Source organism: Paraburkholderia sp. C35 (assembly GCF_003121405.1).
Classification (GTDB): domain Bacteria; phylum Pseudomonadota; class Gammaproteobacteria; order Burkholderiales; family Burkholderiaceae; genus Paraburkholderia.
In genome coordinates this window covers 1-18,121 of record NZ_QBUY01000115.1, presented here as the reverse complement: position 1 = coordinate 18,121, position 18,121 = coordinate 1, and the positions used below count along the sequence as shown (strand labels likewise).

15 protein-coding genes and 1 pseudogene are annotated in these 18,121 nt (G+C 61.8%); 12 read left to right on the top strand and 4 right to left on the bottom strand.

Annotated features, from left to right (window positions below):
- Nucleotides 1–2: 2 nt before the first annotated feature.
- A complete protein-coding gene (locus tag DK391_RS37635) occupies nt 3–1,715 on the bottom strand; it encodes an IlvD/Edd family dehydratase (RefSeq protein ID WP_109483083.1) in 1,713 nt (570 codons plus the stop codon).
- A gap of 229 nt (nt 1,716–1,944) precedes the next feature.
- On the opposite strand from DK391_RS37635, the pseudogene DK391_RS37630 reads away from it, so the two are divergent.
- The 4 genes and pseudogenes from DK391_RS37630 to DK391_RS37615 all read left to right on the top strand — a co-directional run.
- Nucleotides 1,945–3,234 (top strand): annotated as a pseudogene (locus DK391_RS37630) (glycine betaine/L-proline ABC transporter ATP-binding protein); the annotation flags it as partial.
- Nucleotides 3,227–4,132, top strand: coding sequence for a choline ABC transporter permease subunit (gene choW / locus DK391_RS37625; protein ID WP_109483081.1), 906 nt, complete (start codon nt 3,227–3,229; stop codon nt 4,130–4,132). The pseudogene DK391_RS37630 and the gene choW, both read left to right, overlap by 8 nt.
- 133 nt (nt 4,133–4,265) lie before the next feature.
- Nucleotides 4,266–5,243: a GlxA family transcriptional regulator gene (locus DK391_RS37620; protein WP_109483080.1), complete on the top strand. Its 978-nt coding sequence runs from the start codon at nt 4,266–4,268 to the stop codon at nt 5,241–5,243.
- A gap of 53 nt (nt 5,244–5,296) precedes the next feature.
- Entirely contained in the window at nt 5,297–6,238 is a 942-nt protein-coding gene (locus tag DK391_RS37615; RefSeq protein ID WP_109483079.1) for a choline ABC transporter substrate-binding protein, read from the top strand.
- Between the two features lie 746 nt (nt 6,239–6,984).
- Here DK391_RS37615 and DK391_RS37605 read toward each other — a convergent pair.
- On the bottom strand, nt 6,985–7,428 hold the full coding sequence (locus DK391_RS37605) for a PaaI family thioesterase (RefSeq protein ID WP_109483078.1): 444 nt from the start codon (nt 7,426–7,428) through the stop codon (nt 6,985–6,987).
- A 244-nt stretch (nt 7,429–7,672) separates the two neighbouring features.
- Between DK391_RS37605 and DK391_RS37600 the strand changes: the two genes are divergently transcribed.
- Nucleotides 7,673–9,283 (top strand): methyl-accepting chemotaxis protein, encoded by a 1,611-nt coding sequence (locus DK391_RS37600; protein ID WP_109483077.1) that lies wholly within the window; start codon nt 7,673–7,675, stop codon nt 9,281–9,283.
- Nucleotides 9,284–9,428: 145 nt separating this feature from the next.
- Here the strand turns inward: DK391_RS37600 and DK391_RS37595 are convergent, their stop codons facing one another.
- A complete protein-coding gene (locus tag DK391_RS37595) occupies nt 9,429–10,523 on the bottom strand; it encodes an AGE family epimerase/isomerase (RefSeq protein ID WP_109483076.1) in 1,095 nt (364 codons plus the stop codon).
- 133 nt (nt 10,524–10,656) lie between these two features.
- On the opposite strand from DK391_RS37595, the gene DK391_RS37590 reads away from it, so the two are divergent.
- The 6 genes from DK391_RS37590 (at nt 10,657) to DK391_RS37570 (ending at nt 15,691) form a co-directional block, all read left to right on the top strand.
- On the top strand, nt 10,657–11,343 hold the full coding sequence (locus DK391_RS37590; protein WP_109483075.1) for an MgtC/SapB family protein: 687 nt from the start codon (nt 10,657–10,659) through the stop codon (nt 11,341–11,343).
- A 204-nt stretch (nt 11,344–11,547) separates the two neighbouring features.
- Entirely contained in the window at nt 11,548–12,747 is a 1,200-nt protein-coding gene (locus DK391_RS37585) for a hypothetical protein (RefSeq protein ID WP_109483074.1), read from the top strand.
- 340 nt (nt 12,748–13,087) lie between these two features.
- Nucleotides 13,088–13,246 (top strand): hypothetical protein, encoded by a 159-nt coding sequence (locus DK391_RS45095; protein WP_012403599.1) that lies wholly within the window; start codon nt 13,088–13,090, stop codon nt 13,244–13,246.
- Nucleotides 13,247–13,697: 451 nt separating this feature from the next.
- Nucleotides 13,698–13,973, top strand: coding sequence for a hypothetical protein (locus DK391_RS37580; RefSeq protein ID WP_109483073.1), 276 nt, complete (start codon nt 13,698–13,700; stop codon nt 13,971–13,973).
- Between the two features lie 171 nt (nt 13,974–14,144).
- On the top strand, nt 14,145–15,068 hold the full coding sequence (locus tag DK391_RS37575; protein ID WP_109483095.1) for a 3-hydroxyacyl-CoA dehydrogenase family protein: 924 nt from the start codon (nt 14,145–14,147) through the stop codon (nt 15,066–15,068).
- A gap of 8 nt (nt 15,069–15,076) precedes the next feature.
- The gene (locus tag DK391_RS37570; RefSeq protein ID WP_109483094.1) at nt 15,077–15,691 is read left to right on the top strand and encodes a flavin reductase family protein; all 615 of its coding nucleotides are present in this window, start codon (nt 15,077–15,079) and stop codon (nt 15,689–15,691) included.
- 45 nt (nt 15,692–15,736) lie between these two features.
- Here DK391_RS37570 and phaZ read toward each other — a convergent pair whose 3' ends face one another.
- Nucleotides 15,737–17,119 carry a polyhydroxyalkanoate depolymerase gene (gene phaZ / locus DK391_RS37565; RefSeq protein WP_109483072.1) on the bottom strand — a complete coding sequence of 461 codons (1,383 nt, stop codon included), beginning with the start codon at nt 17,117–17,119 and terminating at the stop codon, nt 15,737–15,739.
- Between the two features lie 223 nt (nt 17,120–17,342).
- Between phaZ and DK391_RS37560 the strand changes: the two genes are divergently transcribed.
- Nucleotides 17,343–18,005, top strand: a complete 663-nt coding sequence (locus DK391_RS37560; RefSeq protein ID WP_109483071.1) for a glutathione S-transferase family protein — start codon at nt 17,343–17,345, stop codon at nt 18,003–18,005.
- The last annotated feature ends 116 nt before the right edge of the window (nt 18,006–18,121 follow it).

Here is an 18,121-nt window from a genome sequence, read left to right as displayed (position 1 = left end):
GTTCAGTGGGAATCGCGCGGCACGGGCGCGCCGCTTGCGCCGACGAGGAAGTCGAGATCGGCGCCCTGGTCCGCCTGCAACACATGCTCGACATACAGCCGGTAGTAGCCGCGCGCAGGCAATTCGGGCGCCTGCCATGCGGCGCGCCTGCGTTCGAGTTCTTCATCGGTGACGTCCAGATGCAGGCGCCGCGCGGCAACGTCGAGTTCGATCATGTCGCCCGTTTGCACCAGCGCGAGCGGCCCGCCCGCCGCCGCTTCGGGCGATACATGCAGCACCACCGCGCCATAGGCCGTGCCGCTCATGCGCCCATCGGAGATGCGGACCATATCCGTAATGCCTTTTTGCAGGACCTTTTTCGGCAGTGGCATGTTGCCGACTTCGGCAAAGCCCGGATAACCCTTCGGCCCCGCGCCCTTCAGAACCATCACGCAATGCTCGTCGATATCGAGCGTGTCGTCGTCGACCTTCGCATGCAGTTCTTCGACGTTCTCGAATACGACGGCACGCCCGCGATGTTTGAGCAACGACGCGGTGGCCGCCGAAGGCTTGATCACCGCGCCATTCGGCGCGAGATTGCCGCGCAGCACGGCAATGCCCGCCTGCGGCTTGAATGGCTCGGCGAACGTGGTGATGACCTTCTGATCGTAGTTGGGCGCATCGCAGACGTTGTCCCAGATGGTCTTGCCGTTGACGGTGAGGGCATCGCGATGCAGCAATCCCTGTTCGCCCAGTTGCCGCAACACGGCGGGCAAGGCGCCCGCATAGTAGAAATCTTCCATCAGGTACTCACCTGATGGCTGAAGGTTCACGAGGCAGGGCACATCCGAGCCAAGCTCCCAGTCGTCCAGCGAAAGATCGATGCCGATGCGCCGCGCAATCGCAATCAGATGCACCACCGCATTGGTCGATCCACCAATCGCGGCATTGGTGCGGATCGCGTTTTCGAAGGCCTGGCGCGTGAGGATCTTGTCCATCGTCACATCGTCGTTGACCATCTCGACGATGCGCCGTCCGGCAAGATGCGCGAGCACCTGGCGGCGCGCGTCGACGGCGGGAATGGCGGCATTGTGCGGCAAACCGATGCCAAGCGATTCGACCATCGACGCCATCGTCGACGCCGTGCCCATCGTCATGCAATGGCCGCGCGAGCGGTTCATGCACGATTCGGCGTCGATGAATTCCTGCTGCGTCATGGTGCCCGCGCGCACTTCCTCCGACATCTGCCACACGCCCGTGCCCGAGCCGATGGTGCGGCCGCGAAAACGCCCGATGAGCATCGGTCCGCCCGACACCGCGAGCGCCGGCAGCTTGCACGACGCCGCGCCCATCCGCAGCGCCGGCGTGGTCTTGTCGCAGCCGACCAGCAGGATCACGCCATCGAGCGGATTGCCGCGGATCGATTCCTCGACATCCATCGAAGCAAGATTGCGAAACAGCATCGCCGTGGGCCGCAGATTCGATTCGCCCAGCGACATCACGGGAAATTCGAGCGGCAGGCCGCCCGCTTCGCGCACGCCACGTTTGACGTACTCGGCCAGCTCGCGGAAATGCGCATTGCAGGGCGTCAGCTCGGACCACGTGTTGCAGATGCCGATCACCGGGCGGCCATCGAATTCGTCGTGCGGAATGCCCTGGTTCTTCATCCACGAACGATGGATGAAGCCGTCCTTGTCGTTGCGGCCGAACCAGCTTTGCGAGCGTAGCTTGCGCATGGAGTCTCCTGATCTGCTTCGTTCTTTTTACGTGGGTGCAGACGCAGCTTAGTCGATTCGCCGCGCGAATTGGCGGCTGTCGAATGCAGCCGGCGCCCGTTGCATTTTTTATCGGACGCCGACCTTCCAATAAGCGACACGCGCATGCGTCCATCATGCACTGCAACATCGTCGCCAGGGCTTGCTGGACAAGGCGCACGAGCTACCGCAAACGGCCGTTCGTTTTTCCTCGTGTCGCATTTCCGCAAGCGTCTGTCGCAATTAGTCGGCTAGGCGGGGTTTTTTCTGGCAACTATGTAGTCACACATGTGCGGGCCGGCGCCCGCACCACGAGGAGATGGACTCAATGAAATCCCCAAAGGTCGTGGTCGAAGGATTATGTAAGGTTTTCGGGCCTAACCCGAAGGTCGCGCAGGACATGCTCTCGAGAGGCGCGTCGAAAGACGAAGTATTCGCCAAAACGGGGCATGTCGTGGGCGTCCACAATGTCTCCTTCGATGTGCAGGAAGGCGAGATTTTTGTGCTGATGGGCCTGTCGGGTTCCGGCAAGTCGACGCTGATCCGTCTGATCAACCGGCTGGTCGAACCGACGGCGGGCAAGGTGATCATCGACGGGCGCGACGTGGCGGCCATCAAGCGCTCGGAACTGACGTCGCTGCGCCGCACCGACATGAGCATGGTGTTCCAGTCGTTCGCGCTGATGCCGCAACGTTCGGTGCTGTCGAACGCGGCGTTCGGTCTCGAAGTCGCGGGCGTGGGTCGCAAGGAACGCGAGAAGCGCGCGCTCGAAGTGCTGGAGCAGGTCGGTCTCGCGACGTTCGCGGGCAAGCTGCCTGCGGAACTGTCGGGCGGCATGCAGCAGCGCGTCGGGCTGGCGCGTGCGCTGGCCGTGAACCCGTCGCTGATGATCATGGACGAAGCGTTCTCCGCGCTCGACCCGCTCAAGCGCAAGGAAATGCAGAACGTGCTGCTGGAATTGCAGAAGAACCAGCAGCGCACGATCCTGTTCGTGTCCCACGATCTGGAAGAAGCGCTGCGCATCGGCACGCGCATCGCGATCATGGAAGGCGGGCGCGTGGTGCAGATCGGCACGCCGCAGGACATCATCGCGAACCCGGCCGACGACTACGTGCGGGCGTTCTTCGAAGGCGTCGATACCAGCCGCTATCTGACGGCGGGCGATCTGATGCAGGCGAACGGCGTGCCCGTCGTGCGCAATCTCGATCAGACGAGCGTAGCCGAGTCGCTCAACGGCAGTGCTGAGTACGCGTTCGTGCTCGATGCCGAGCGCCGCATCCGTGGCTTCGTCACGCGCGATGCGATCGGCAATGCGTCGCCGTCGCTGAAGACAGTCGAATGCATTTCGCGCGGTGCGCCGCTCGAACATGTCGTGTCGCGCGTGTGCGCGAGCGCGACGGCTCTGCCCGTAGTCGACGACGAGGACCGCTACTGCGGTTCCGTCGATCAGGCTGCGGTCCTGAAGGTCATTACACGCAATAGAGGTGCAGCCCATGTCTGAGATGATTCCACTCGGCCGTTGGGTCGACCAGGGCGTTCATTATCTGCTCGATCACGACGCCAGCACCTTCGATTCGATCGGCAAGGCCATCGAGAGCTTTGCCGCGATGATCGAGCACGGCTTGCAGGCCATTCCGATGTGGGCGCTGATGGCGTTCTTCATCGGCATTGGTTTGTGGCGCGTAGGCTGGCGCTTTGCGATCTTCGCAACGGCTTCGCTATTGCTGATCTACGCAACAGGCTTCTGGGATCAGACCGTGATCACGCTGGGCCTCACGCTGTCGTCGACGCTGATTAGCCTCGTGTTCGGCATTCCGCTCGGCATCTGGGCCGCGAAGAACAAGCACGTGCAACTGATCGTGCGTCCGATTCTCGACCTGATGCAGACGATGCCCGCCTTCGTCTATCTGATTCCTGCTGCGATGCTGTTCGGTCTGGGCCGCGTGCCGGGCATCCTGTCGACGGTGATCTTCGCGATGCCGCCTGCCGTGCGTCTCACCAGCCTCGGCATCAAGCACGTGAACCGCGAAATCGTCGAAGCAGGTCAGGCCTTTGGTTGCACGCCGTGGCAGCTGCTGTACAAGGTGCAATTCCCGAATGCGTTGCCGTCGATCATGCAGGGCGTGAACCAGACCATCATGATGGCGCTGTCGATGGTGATCATCGCGTCGATGGTGGGCGCGGGCGGTCTCGGCAACGATGTGCTCGCGAGTATTCAGCGCCTCGATATTGGGCTTGGTTTTGAAAGTGGTCTGTCCGTCGTGCTGCTCGCGATCATTCTGGACCGTATCACCGAGAGCTTTGGCCGCTCGCCTGGCACCGCTACGGCACCGCGCTTTGCCGGACTGCGCAATGTGATGCGTGTGCGTCGTGAACAGCCGGCCGTCGCGCAAAGCTAAGTCTCTGTCGTATTGACTCACGCGCCGGGGGCCCGGCGCGATTGCAATAGAACCAATAGTGGTCGTCCCGCGGAAGCTCTTGAGCTTTCGCGGTGGCCAAACACACTCTTCTTCGAGCATCACGGAGCGCGACGTGACGTCTACCCCGGCTGAAGCGCCGTTGTCGAATCTTGCGCATGTGGGTTTTCTGACTTTACCCAGTTTCTCGATGATCGCGTTCACGAGCGCGGTCGAAGTATTGCGCATGGCGAACTACGTGTCGCGCGCGCAGCACTATCGCTGGTCGGTGATCACACCGGATGGCGTGCCCGTACGGGCCAGCAATGGACTCACCGTCAAGCCGACACGCACGCTCGAAGAAGCGGGCATGCCGGATGTGCTGATCGTGTGTGGCGGCACGCAGATACGCAATGCCGTCGATACGAACGTGAAGACGCTGCTCGCCGATGCCGCATCGCAGGGCGTGCCGTTGGGCGGCATTTGCACGGGCGCTTATGCGTTGATGGCGGCAGGACTGCTCGACGGTTACCGCTGCTCGGTGCATTGGGAAGATCTGTCGGCATTGCACAAGGAGTATCCGCATGTGCATTTTGCCGACGAACTGTTCGTGATCGATCGCGACCGTTTGACCTGCACGGGCGGCACGGCGCCGCTCGACCTGATGCTCGACCTTGTCGGTTCGCGCTTTGGGCAGAACGTGGCGGCGCAGGTGTCCGAGCAGTTCATTCTCGAACGTATCCGCAGTTCGAGCGATCCGCAGCCGATTCCTGTCGATGCACGCGTGGGTTTCTCGCGTGCCGAACTGATCGAAGTGGTGCGGCTGATGGAGGCGAATATCGAAGAGCCTTTATCGCTCGAAGAACTCGCGCGGCTCGTGCAGCTATCGCAGCGTCATTTGCAGCGGATGTTCAAGGTGTATCTGAGCGTATCGCCGACGCACTATTACCTGTCGTTACGTTTGCGACGCGCGCGTGATCTGTTGCGCACGACGGATGCGTCGATTGCACGCGTAACGGCTGTGTGCGGATTCCATTCGCCATGTCATTTCAGCAAGGCATATCGGGCGCAGTTCGGCCACGCGCCGAGCGTCGAACGCCGTCAGGCGGCCTAGCGCGACGAGCCGGGCGGACGCATCCCGACCAGAATTATTCCGAGGAGAATCTGATGAAACGCAAGCTGATGATGGCGGCCGCGCTGTGCGCGACGGCTGCCGCGACCGCGCACGCCGCGGACCCTGCTGTATGTCGCAACGTGCGTTTCGCCGATGTCGGCTGGACCGATATTGCCGCAACGACGGGTCTTGCATCCACGATCTTCCAGGGCCTTGGCTACAACCCGACGAAGACGATTGCTTCTGTGCCGATCACGTTCGCGGGCATCAAGAGCAAGCAGATCGACGTGTTTCTCGGCTATTGGGCGCCGACGATGGACCCGATCATCCAGCCGTTCGTGAAGTCAGGCACGATCAAGGTGCTGGCGACGCCGAACCTGACGGGCGCGAAGTATACGCTTGCGGTGCCGGACTATGTGTATGCGGGTGGCGTGAAGAACTTTAGCGATATCGCGAAGTACGCGGACAAACTCGATGGAAAGATTTATGGCATCGAGCCAGGTAACGATGGCAATGCGCTGATCAAGAAGATGATCGACAGCAATCAGTTTGGATTGGGCAAGTTCAAGCTGGTGGAGTCGAGTGAAGCCGGCATGCTGGTCGAAGTGAATCGCGCGGTGCGCGAGAAGAAGTGGATTGTGTTCCTGGGTTGGGAGCCGCATCCCATGAATGTGCAGATGAAGATTGATTATCTTGCTGGCGGGGATGATGTGTTCGGGCCTAACTATGGAGAGGCCAAGGTTTTTACGGCTACGCCGCCGGATTATGCTGCGCGGTGTCCCAATGCCGCGAAGCTCGTTTCTAATCTTCAGTTTACGACTGCCATCGAGAATCATGTGATGGTGCCGATCATGAATAAGGAAGATGCTAATAAGGCTGCGCTGGGCTGGTTGAAGGCGAATCCGCAAGCGTTGGATAAGTGGCTGGCTGGTGTGCAGACTCTTGATGGCAAGGATGGCTTGCCGGCGGTTAGGGCTTATATTGCGAGGCATTGAGGTTTGGTTTTGCTTTCGCTTTCGCTGGCATCCGCGATTCGGTGTTAGTACTTCATGCGTCGCCCCTGTGCGGGGCAGCACCTACTTTTCTTTGCCGCGGCAAAGAAAAGTAGGCAAAAGAAAGCCGCTGAACACCGCCAGCCCTTGTACTTGCCTGCGGGTCCCCCACCGGTCCTATCCTTCACACGGCATCACTCTTTTTGATGCCCGCTGCCAGCGCTCTTAATGAGCGCATCACCCGCTTTACACTCCCGCGTCTCAGCGTGCCTTACCAGTTCGGCCCAGGCCGCCCAGGTGGCAAACGGTGTGTCGGCTTTCGCGCCTTATACGCTCCACTCCGGACTGAAAAGCAAAGGCGGTGTGTCTCGTAGGATCGCCGACGCATCAGGCACGACAACCTACACACCGTTTGCCACCTGGGCTGCAGTGACGGGTCGCTGCCGCTAGCAGTACTACGGGTGAGTGAAGCGGGGGAGGCGCTTATTCGAAGCGTGGGCAACGGGCATGAAGAAGGAAGATGCCGTGTGAGGGATAGGACCCGTTGGGGGCCCGCAGGCAACAACTAGCATTGGCGGTGTTAGCCCGCTTTCTTTTGCCTACTTTTCTTTGCGGCGGCAAAGAAAAGTAGGTGCCGCCCCGCACAGGGGCAACGCTAGCAGACCACTAACAACCCGCGGACGCCAGCAAAATAAACCGCGGACGCCACCAAAAAAACCACCTACAACGTCGCAGACAAAAAAAACCCGTCACTCCTCATCATGCGACGCAACCCCATTCCCCCCATCCCCGATCCGGTTGATCGTCCCCTGCGCAACAGCAACAAGCCGTTCCTTATCCCCATCAGTAACAAACACATTGCACTGACACGTTGCCTGCTGCCGCCCGACATACACGACTTCAGCGCGAGCCATCAGAACCCCCGCCACCGCCGGCCGCAAATAATTGATCTTGTACTCGCCGGTAACGACGCGAGGCCCCAAAGCCAATGCACCTGCAAAAGTCAGCGCATTGTCGACGAGATAACTGATCACTCCCCCGTGCACGAACCCATGCTGTTGCCGCAATTCGTCGCGGATCGGCAAACACAGCGTCAGCTCGTTCGCACCGACGTACATCAGCTCGGTGCCGAGCAACACGCTGAACGGCTGCGCATGCAGCGCGCCGCGCGCGCGGTCGAGTAGATCTGTCATCGTCGTTCCTTCGGGAATCACACCCGCGTGGCGATGTCCCCACTCTAGGAAGCAGAAATGCGGCGCGTCAAGGGAATTCGAATAATTGTGCGGCGATTATTGTCGAAATCGACGTGAACTTGCTGCGTAAGCCTCCGAAATGCTGATGCACCAGGATTTTTGCCGACAAACGCTCAAGGCATCGTCCGACATTGCCGTAAACCCGGATGCACTCCCGTCCCTATTCAGCAATTCAGGTGTTTAGATGTTCAGCAAGATCAAAGTCGCATCCGGCTTGTTATGCGTTCTGGCCGCTTTCTGCATTTTCCAGTTGGTGACGGAAGGACTCGGTTTCTGGTCGATGACGCGCACTCACGACGACGTCAACGATCTCGCCAACGTCGCGCTGCATCAGGTCAACGCCGTCAACGAGACGACTCAGCATCTGATGGACGCACGCATCAACCTGTCGCGCGCAGGCACGCGCATGGTGCGCGGCGGCGCAGAGCCGACCGATATCGTCCAGCACGCACGCGAGCAGCTCGCTGCCGCAGACCGTTCGTTCACGGTGTTCATGAACGCGCCCAAGCTCAACGACGAAAACAGCGCGCGCGCCGCCGCGCTCAACGAGAAGTATCAGAAGATCCACACCGCGCTCGGCGAACTCGCGCAATACCTCGATTCCAACAACATCCAGGCATTCCTCGATCAACCCACACAAGGCATGCAGGACGCGTATCTGACCGAACTGCACAACTTCACGCAATTCGGTGACACCACGGGCCGCGCGTCGATGGATTCGATCGACGAACGTCAGACGCTGTTCCGTTCCGTTGGTCTGGTGATTCTCGCGTTGCTGCTGGCAGGCACGGCAGGCGTGTACGTCGCGCTGCGGCGCGGTGTGGTGGGTCCGCTGGAAGAAGCGGGCCGCCATTTCGAACGTATCGCGCAAGGCCGTCTGAACCAGCCGATCGAAGCACGCGGCACCAATGAAATCGGCCGGCTGTTTTCGGGCTTGTCGGTGATGCAGGCAAGCGTCGCGCGCACGGTCAAGACGGTGCGCGAAGCGGCCGATTCGATCTACATCGGCGCGGACGAAATCGCGACAGGCAACGCCGATCTGTCGGCGCGCACCGAGAATCAGGCGGCGTCGCTGGAAGAAACGGCATCGAGCATGGAAGAACTGACGGCGACCGTGCGCCAGAACGCGGATCATGCGCGCGAGGCGAATGCATTGGTCGAGACGGCGCTGCATGCGACGTCGCATGGCAGCGAGGTGGTGAATCAGGTCGTCTCCAAGATGCAGGGCATCGCGCAAAGCTCGGACCGGATCGCGGAGATCATCACCGTAATCGACGGGATTGCGTTCCAGACCAACATTCTGGCGTTGAACGCAGCCGTCGAAGCGGCGCGCGCGGGCGAGCAGGGACGCGGCTTTGCCGTGGTCGCGGGCGAAGTGCGCGGGCTGGCACAGCGCAGCGCGCAGTCGGCGAAAGAGATCAAGGCGCTGATCAGCGAGTCGGTCGCGGAGATTCAGGGTGGCTCGGTGCTCGTCGAGCGTGCGGGCGAGGCCATGCGCAACGTGTCCGATTCGATCTCGCGTGTCACGCAGATGATGGCTGAGATCAGCGCTTCATCGCTGGAGCAGAGCACGGGGATCGAGCAGGTCAATCAGGCCGTCGTGCAAATGGATGAGATGACGCAGCAGAATGCCGCGCTTGTCGAAGAGGCTGCGGCTGCTGCGTCGTCGTTGCATCAGCAGACGCGGCAGTTGAAGGATGCCGTGGCCGCATTCGAGATTTCGGACGCGGTGTTGAGGTCGCAGCACGGGAACCGCTTTGGTGCCCACGCCATTGGCGAGCCTGTTGTCGCCTGATGCCGCGCGGGCCTTGGCGGTTTGATGCAGCGCTGGCATTCGTGGATGCCGGCCCTTAGCGCAAACCGCGAATCCCAGCGCTTCATGAATTACTCACACCGGCGGAGCAAGCCCGCCGGCAAAGGCGTTCACGGCAGCCGCATGCTCACGGCAACGCTGCATACGCCGTCGCCAGATGATAGGGCGTAGTCGAAGGCATATCGGCACGCGACACCTCACCCGTCTGGGACATGCACTCGATCCAGCCGCGATCATTCAGGAATCTCGGCTGAAAGCGCGCAATCTGCGCAGGCAGCACGGCGCGCAGGCCTTCATCGTGATGCACAGCGAGCGCCCGCAAATACTCAGTCTGTGCCCAGATCCGCTGAGTCGAATCCTTGACGTCACCGTTCTCGTCGAGCGCCGCGTGCACGCCGCCTGACGCAGCATCGACACCGCGCTCATGCGCAAACAGAAAAGCCCGCGTCAAGTCTTCGTGCAGCCCTGATCCGGCCAGCACATCGCCAGCCTGCTTCACGAGCCAGAACCATTCGAACTGATGCCCCGGCTCGAGCCGGTTATCCGCACTGCCAACCGGCAACTCGGCGATACACCCCGTCGGCCGATGCACGAAAGTGCGCGCGATCGCATTGCCGAGTTTCGACAGCGCGGTGTCGAATGCGGCATCCTGAGTCGCCGCGCGCGCGGCCAGCCAGGCTTCCGTCAGATGCATCAGCGGATTCTGCAGCGGCATGCCGCCCGTGACAGTGAAATCCGCGGCCAGCGCGGCATGCAGCAGGCCATCGTCGGCGGCAAAGCGGTCTTCGATCAGCGATGAAGCCTGATGAACGATGCTCAACGCATCACGGTTGCCCGACCGCGCGCCGTATTCCGCGCAGGCAAACACGACGAATGCATGCGTGTACAGATCTTTGGTTGTGTCGAGCGGGGCGCCTTGCGCGTCCACGCTGTAGAACCATCCACCGTGCTTGCTGTCCTGAAAGACATGGATCAGCGATTCGAACAGGCGCTGCGCATGCTGCATCTCGCCGGCCAGCGCGAAAACGAACATCTGCCGCGCGCAGGCCATCGCGCGATAGCGGGTGACGGGCATCGGCGTGCGGCCGTCGGCGGCGACGGCTTCGTAGGGCAGCCCGAGCGCCGCGTTGAAGCCCGGCCCGCGCCAGATCGGCAGGATGACCTGCCCGAAATGGTCGCGCAGCGCGGCGGCGAGGTCAGGCGTAGATGCAGTTGCGTTCATGGTTCGAAAGGTCGAATGAGGAATCAATGACATAGAGGCCGGGCTTCAGCATAAGCCAAACCGCGCGCGACGGGCAGCGCGACGCGGGCGCGGTAAGGCACGGCAACCGGCGACATCAAAAAGGGAGAACAACATGCTCAATAACTTCGAACTCGTTTCCCGGCTCGTGCTTGCCGCGGCGCTCGGCAGTGTGATTGGCTTCGAGCGCGAGCGGCTTTCGTGGGCCGCGGGGCTGCGCACGCATATGCTCGTGTGCGTCGGCTCGACGCTCATCATGATCGTGTCCGCGTTCGGTTTTGCCGATGTACTCGGCAACGAACACGTCGTGCTCGATCCGTCCCGGATCGCCGCGCAGGTCGTGTCGGGCATCGGCTTTCTCGGCGCGGGATCGATCCTGCTGCGCGGCGAAATCATCCGTGGGCTGACGACGGCGGCGAGCCTGTGGTCGGTCGCCGCCATCGGGCTGGCCGTCGGCGGCGGATTGTACACGGCGTCGATTGCCGCGACGATCATCATCCTGATCATCCTGGCCGGCATCAAACCGATCGAAAAACGCTTCATCACGGTCAAGCAGCGGCGTCAGCTGTCGCTGCTGGTCGAGCGCGGCACCATGACCTTCCATACGCTGCACGAGGCACTCGGCCCGGCCAGTCCGCGCGTCAAGCAGTTCATCATGCAGCAGAGCGACGACGATCCCCAGATGGACGAAGTCACGATCACGCTGCATCGCGTATCGTCGACGGAGTACACGGCGATCTGTGGCCAATTGCGCGCAATCCAGGGCGTGAAAGAGTTTCGGGACAATGGCGAGCCGGTTTGATCGCGCGCGGCTGGCGTGAGCAGGCGCGGCGTGCGGCTCGCGGCGGCGAGTCTACCGCCGGGGCGGGGAGCGCCGTCGCAAAAAGCCCGCGATGCGTTTCTGTGGCCCTCTTTGCGTGAGACAATGCCGGCTCTAGAAAAATATCGATGGCAGCAATGACGGCGCCTTGAACGGCGACGAAGGCTGCGTTTGCGCATTTCCTACATGGCAGATTCCGCAGAACCCACGATTTCCCCTCCGGCGCGCGCCCGTTCGCAGAAGCGGCGCACGTCGACGGTCTCTCCCGAAACCGAAAACAAGCTGGCGCGCGCCGCGCGCTCGGCCCAGCGTCTCGCGCAACTGAGCGACGCGGCGCGCGATGGCACCACGCTCGATCTTTTCCCCGACGACACCGCACGCGCCGAGCAGCAGGCGATGAATATCGACGTGCGGCAAGGCACGCTGCAGGGTTTTGAATTGCCCGATGTCGTGCTTGCCGCCGTGGGTGCGCCGGATGGCGTGGGTTTCGCGGCAAGCCCGGCGGAAGCGAAGGCTGGTGCGCGTCACGGACGCGGAGCGGCTTCGAGAGACCTGGCTGGCGCGGCGGTTCACGACGACGGGCAGATGTTGATCGACACGGACGTGGCTGAGCCGGCACTTCCTGTCGCGCAACGCTTTGCTGGCGATGAAACGGCCATTGTTTCCGCCGACAGCGAAGCCATCGCGGTAGACGCGGCGAAGCTGGCTCAGGACGGGCCGACATCGGCTGCGTCGCTGGCAGCGGCGAGTGTCGTGCGCAGCGTCGCGGCTGTGCGCCAGACGGCGCCGGAGGCCGACATCGACGTGGCCGACAATCCGGAAGACCTCAATTCCCCTTTTCCAGCCAGCACGGCGCCGGGTCCCGCACCCGCAACTGATTCCGCCGATAAGCCTGGAACCCCCGATTCAACGACCCATCGCGCCAACACGGCGGCATCGACGGCACAGCTGTACATGCCGCGCGCCACGCCCGAGCTGGACCACGCACGCGCGACGGCCTTCGCCGATACCGTCGATGCGCTTTACGGCGTGATCGCCGACCAGCGCCGCGCCGCCGACGACCACACACGCCGCATGAAATGGATGCTGACGATCGTTGTCTGCGCGTTGCTGGCGACAATCGCGATCGGCATCGCGCAAACGCTGTTGCTGTTCCGCCTCTCGCATCAATCGACAGCGCACGAGCAGCGCATCGAACAGATGATGCTGAACCAGCAGGCCACGCTGGCGACGCTGCTGGACACCGATTCGTCGACCACGAGTCTGCCTGTCAGCGCGCAGATTCCAGTCGCGCCTGCACCCGCTGCGCCTGCGGCGAGACCGGCCGAAACACACACGGCGCACGCCCAACACGCCCATAAGCGCAAGTCAGCGCACACTCACTAGCCTTCCCATACCCGTCAGCGCGCGTGCGCGGCGGGGTCGTCTCGCACACCCTTGATCCGGTGGTACGTGTGAATTTCAAATATGCAACTAACCGGCTGAAACACACGGCTTCTCAGGCTCACTGGCCGCGCCGTTGTGTTTCCACACCGGTTCGGCAAAAAACGGGGGCGGGTCTGGCAGCCTTATGTTGCGGAGATGTTGCGTTGCAATATAAGCTGAAACCCGCTGCGGCAAACGACCACACTAAAAAATTGCTGCGTTGCACTAGCTTTTGCCTAGGGAAAACCCTATACTTCTTCTTAAGGGAAAACCCTGAATCACCAACCAACCGGGAGTCGCCATGAACTATCTTTTCGCGCTGTTCCAAAAGGTTAGCGACCTCTTCGCGTCGCCTCACTTGCCTCTGGATTCGGATTACTCGTACGAAGCACGTCACCGCGAAGCGGAGCGTGTTCGCAAGTCGCAATCAACGCTGTTTGGCATCCGTCTGACCGACTAAGTCGGCAAGACGTCCAACAAAAAGACGTTGCACTGCGCATCTCGCCGCCATCCAGACGCGGCGACACTGAAAAGCCCGGCCTTGCCGGGCTTTTGTTTTTTCAGGCCCGGATCGCAACCGCCCGCCAGAGCAGAAACGCGATTCCCTTCATTGCTCATCCCGTTGTAATCCCCTGTCTATTATTTCGACGGCGAAATGAATGTAACAGCGCTTTTACGAGATATGACCCGTTACGCATAGCCGAAGCGCATCCAGCCTAGTGAAAACACGGCAAATCTCCGAGAAAGCACGCGTAAGGCGCCTACGTCGTATGAAATGTGCGCTTACAAGTCCTCACTTTTATGAGAGATCCGCACGGCTAAAGTGGTTCTCAAGCGAACGGCGGAAATCTCAAGACCGGTCCGGTCCACCCAGCCGTCGCTAGCAACGAAACTCGATAGGGAGAAAAACCATGAACGGTTTCAAGAAGACCTCGCGCACGATCATCGCAGCGGTCCTCGCCGGCGGTGCGCTGCTGGCAGCCGGCACGGCCTCGGCGCAATACGCGCCTGTCTATGGCCAGCCGCACATGATGCCGGTTGGCGTGCAGGTCAACATCGGCTGGCACGGCGACCGTTATTACGACGGCCACCGCTACTGGGCGCATGACGACTGGATGCGTCATCACCCGCATGATCACGACCCGTACCACGATCGCGACCATCGCCCGCCGCCGCCGCGTTACTAAGACGGTCTGATGGCGAACGCTGTATCCACCGATGCAGCGTGAGCGATGGACTCAAGGCCGGCCGCTCGCAAGAGCGTGCCGGCCTTGCCGTTTCTGGCGTCGGAAATTCGCGTGCTGCGCTATGCTTCTGCGCTTCAATCGACAGCACAGGCAGATACGGGGGAAAGGGTGTTGAGCAAGCCAGTCGTAGGCGTAGTGGGAACGGGACTGATGGGCGTCGGTATTGCGACGCAAAGTGCGCTGCACGGACACAGGACGATCGTCAACGACGTCGATCCGGCGCGGCTCGACAGCGTGATGCCGAAAGCGCAGGCCGTGCTCGACGAACTGATCGACGCGGGCCGTATCGACCAGCAGGCAAAAGAAGCCGCGCTCGCGCGCATCGAAACCAGCGCCACGCTGGCGCCGATGGGCGACGCACACATCGTGATCGAAGCGATTCCGGAAGTGCTCGAACTGAAGCATCGTCTGTATACAAGCCTGAACGACGTGCTGCGCGACGATGCCATTCTTGCCAGCAACACGAGCGGTTTCCCGCCCGACCAGCTGACGACGCCGCTGCGCGCACCCGAACGGTTTCTGATCGCGCACTTCTGGAATCCGCCGCATATGATTCCCCTTGTCGAAGTCGTGCCGGGCAGCGACACGGCGCAGCACGCAATCGATTCGACCGTCGAGCTGATGCACGCGATCGGCATGGAGCCGGTGGTGCTCAACAAGGCGATCCCCGGCTTCGTCGGCAACCGGCTGCAATTCGCGGTGTTGCGCGAGGCGCTGCATATCGTGCGCTCGGGAGCGGCGACGCCCGACGTGGTCGATCGCGTGATGAAGGCGTCGCTTGGCAAGCGCTGGGGCATCGTTGGTCCGTTCGAGGGCGCCGATATGGGCGGACTCGATACGTTCGTCGATATCAGCACGCATCTGATGCCGACGCTCGCCAAGGACGAAGACGTGCTCCATCTGCTGCGCGAGCAGGTGCAGGCGGGCCGCGTGGGCGTGCGCAGCGGCGCGGGCTTTTACGACTGGGACGATGCGCAGACCGCGAAGGTCAAGGCGGGCCGCAAGCGCGTCATCCAGTCGAACGGCAAGAAGTGAGCGACATCATGTCAGACGTCTATTTCTACGATCCCGCTGCGGGCCATGGCCTGCGTCACGATCCGTTCAAGGCAATCGTCGCGCCGCGCCTGATCGGCTGGGTATCGACGCGCTCGGCGAGCGGTCTGCTTAATCTCGCGCCGTACAGCTTCTTCGGCGCTTTTGCGAGTTTCCCGTCGATCATCGGGTTTTGCAGCGAAGGCCGCAAAGACAGCATCCGTAATGTCGAAGAGACGCGCGAATTCGTCTGGAATCTCGCGACACGTCCGCTCGCCGAGCAGATGAACCGATCGTCGGCGCCCGTCGCTGCGGAGGTCGACGAGTTCGAACTGTCGGGGCTCACGCCCGTCGCGGGGCGCAATGTGTCGGTGCCGCATGTCGGCGAATCGCCGGCAGCGCTCGAATGCAAGCTGCTGCAGATCGTGCAGATGCACGATCTGGACGGCAAGCCGATGGAGAACTGGCTCGCGCTCGGACAGGTGGTCGGCGTGCACATCCAGAACGCGTACCTGAAGGACGGCCTGTTCGACACGCACGCCGCGCAGCCGATCATGCGCGCAGGCTACCGAGGCGACTATGCGCAGATCGGCGAGATGTTCCAGATGTTCCGTCCGACAGCGTGAGCCCCGGCGACTGCCGGGACGCGCCTTCAGCGACCGTCGCGAAGCTCATTCGGTAGCGGGTTCGTCGGAAGCCAGATCGATATCGACGGCTTCCGTGGCGGCGGGCGTCGTGCCTGCCGGCGACGCCACACTCGATGCTGCCGCTGGCGCGAGCGTCAGCGACGACTGCGCGCCGCGTCCAGTCACTGGCACCGCGCGCGGCTCGTTGTCGTGAATCACCGCGCGGATCCGCGGATAAATGTGCCGCTCCCAACGATGTCCGTTGAACACGCCATAGTGGCCGACGCCTGTCTGCACGTGATGCGTCTTCAGATACGGACGCAGCTTGTCGCACAGATCCTGCGCGGCGAGCGTCTGCCCGACGGCGCAAATATCGTCGCGCTCGCCTTCCACTGTGAAGAGGGCAGTGCGCCGGATCTTCGACGGCTCGACGCGCTGTCCTCTCACTTCCAGCTCATGCAGCGGCAACGCGTGGCGCTGAAAGACGGTATCGACGGTTTCGAGGTAAAAGTCCGCCGTCAGGTCCATGGTCGCGAAATATTCTTCGTAGAACACGCGGATCGCTTCCGCCTTCGCCGGATCGCCCTTTGAGCGCTCGCGATACATGGTTTCGAACGACTCCAGATGCCGTTCGAGATTCATCGTCATGAAGGCATTCAACTGCACGAAGCCCGGATAGACGCGCCGGAACGCGCCCTGAAAGCCGAACGGCACCGCGCTGATCAGATTCTGCTCGAACCACTCGATGGGTTTGCTCTTCGCCAGTTCGTTGACGCGGGTCGGGTTCACGCGCGTGTCGATCGGCCCTGCCATCAGCGTCATGCTGGCGGGCTGCGCGGGATGATCGTCGGCGGCCATCAGCGCGACGGCGGCCAATGCGGCCACCGTCGGCTGGCAGACGGCGAGCAGATGCGTGCCCTGGCCTATCGTCTCCGTGAAGTCGATCACGTGCTGCACGAATTCATCGAAGCCGAAGCGTCCCGCCATCAGCGGCACATCGCGCGGGTTGTGCCAGTCGGTGATGTAGACGTCGTGTTCGGCGAGCATCGTGCGCACGGTGCCGCGCAATAGTGTGGCGAAGTGGCCTGACATGGGCGCGATCACCAGCACGCGCGGCTGCGGCGCGTCGAACGATGCATGCTTGCGGAAATGCAGCAGCGAGCAGAAGGGCGTGGATTGCACCACTTCTTCGATCACGTCGACAGCTTGCCCTTCGACTTCGACCTGACCGATGCCGAACGGCGGGCGCACGTGAGTGAGGCCCGAGAGCGTCAGCAACTCGGCCGATGCGCGCAACGTGCGGCCCGACGGCGTGGCGGCATATTCGGGCCACGCATCGAGCGCGCCGTTGACAAGGGACGCGCCGTGGCGCAACGGCAGCATCAGATTGGCGAACGCCTGGTACGCCGGATAAGCGAGCGGATTCATGGCTTTCGCACGAGATGAGAATCTGGGCCGATGAGAGGCAAGTCATATGCCAACGGGGCGGGATGCAGCGTCCGTTGAATGACGTGCCGTGTGGGCGGATTGGCATAGCCCTTGCGCGTCACATTGCGAGGTGCCTGTTATGCCGCGAAATGGTGCGTCCATGCACGGCAACGTGCATCGCGGGCCGCGCATCGCGCCGAGATGATCATCAGAGGAGTGAGACATGCCCAACCCGACTACCAGCACGCTGACGATCAGCAGCCGCAATTATTCGTCGTGGTCGCTGCGCGGCTGGCTGCTGGCGAAGTTCAGCGGATTGCCGTTCGAGGAGATCGTGATGCCTGTCGACGATCCTGCTGCGCGCGCCGAGTTGTTGCTGTTGTCGCCGTCGATTCTCGTGCCTTGTCTGGTGGATGACGGGATCAAGGTGTGGGACACGTTGGCTATCGCCGAGTATCTGCATGAAGTGCGGCCGGAGGCGGGGCTATTGCCCGCCGATCGCAAGGCGCGTGCGCACTGCCGGGCGATTTGCGGCGAGATGCATTCGGGGTTTGCTTCGTTGCGCTCGGCGTTGCCGATGAATCTGAAAGCGCATTTTCCGGGCTTCAAGGTGTGGGCGCGGGCGCAGTCGGACATCGACCGGATCGTGACGATCTGGCGTGAGTGTCTCGAGCAGTATGGCGGGCCGTTTTTGTTTGGCGAACGCAGTGCGGCTGATGCCATGTATGCGCCTGTTGTGACGCGGTTCGTTACTTATGATGTGCAGCTTGATGCTGATATTGTGGCTTATGGGCAGCGGATTCTGGCGATGCCGGAAATGTTGGAGTGGATTGCTGAGGCGCAGCGGGAAGTTGATGAGATTGATGAGCTTGATGTGGAGTTTTAGGTTTTTTGAGGGAGGTTTTGCTGTTGCTTTTGGTTTTGCTTTTGCTGGCATCCGCTTTTTGTTAGTGGGCTGCCTGGGTTGCCCCTGTGCGGGGCGGCACCTACTTTTCTTTGCCG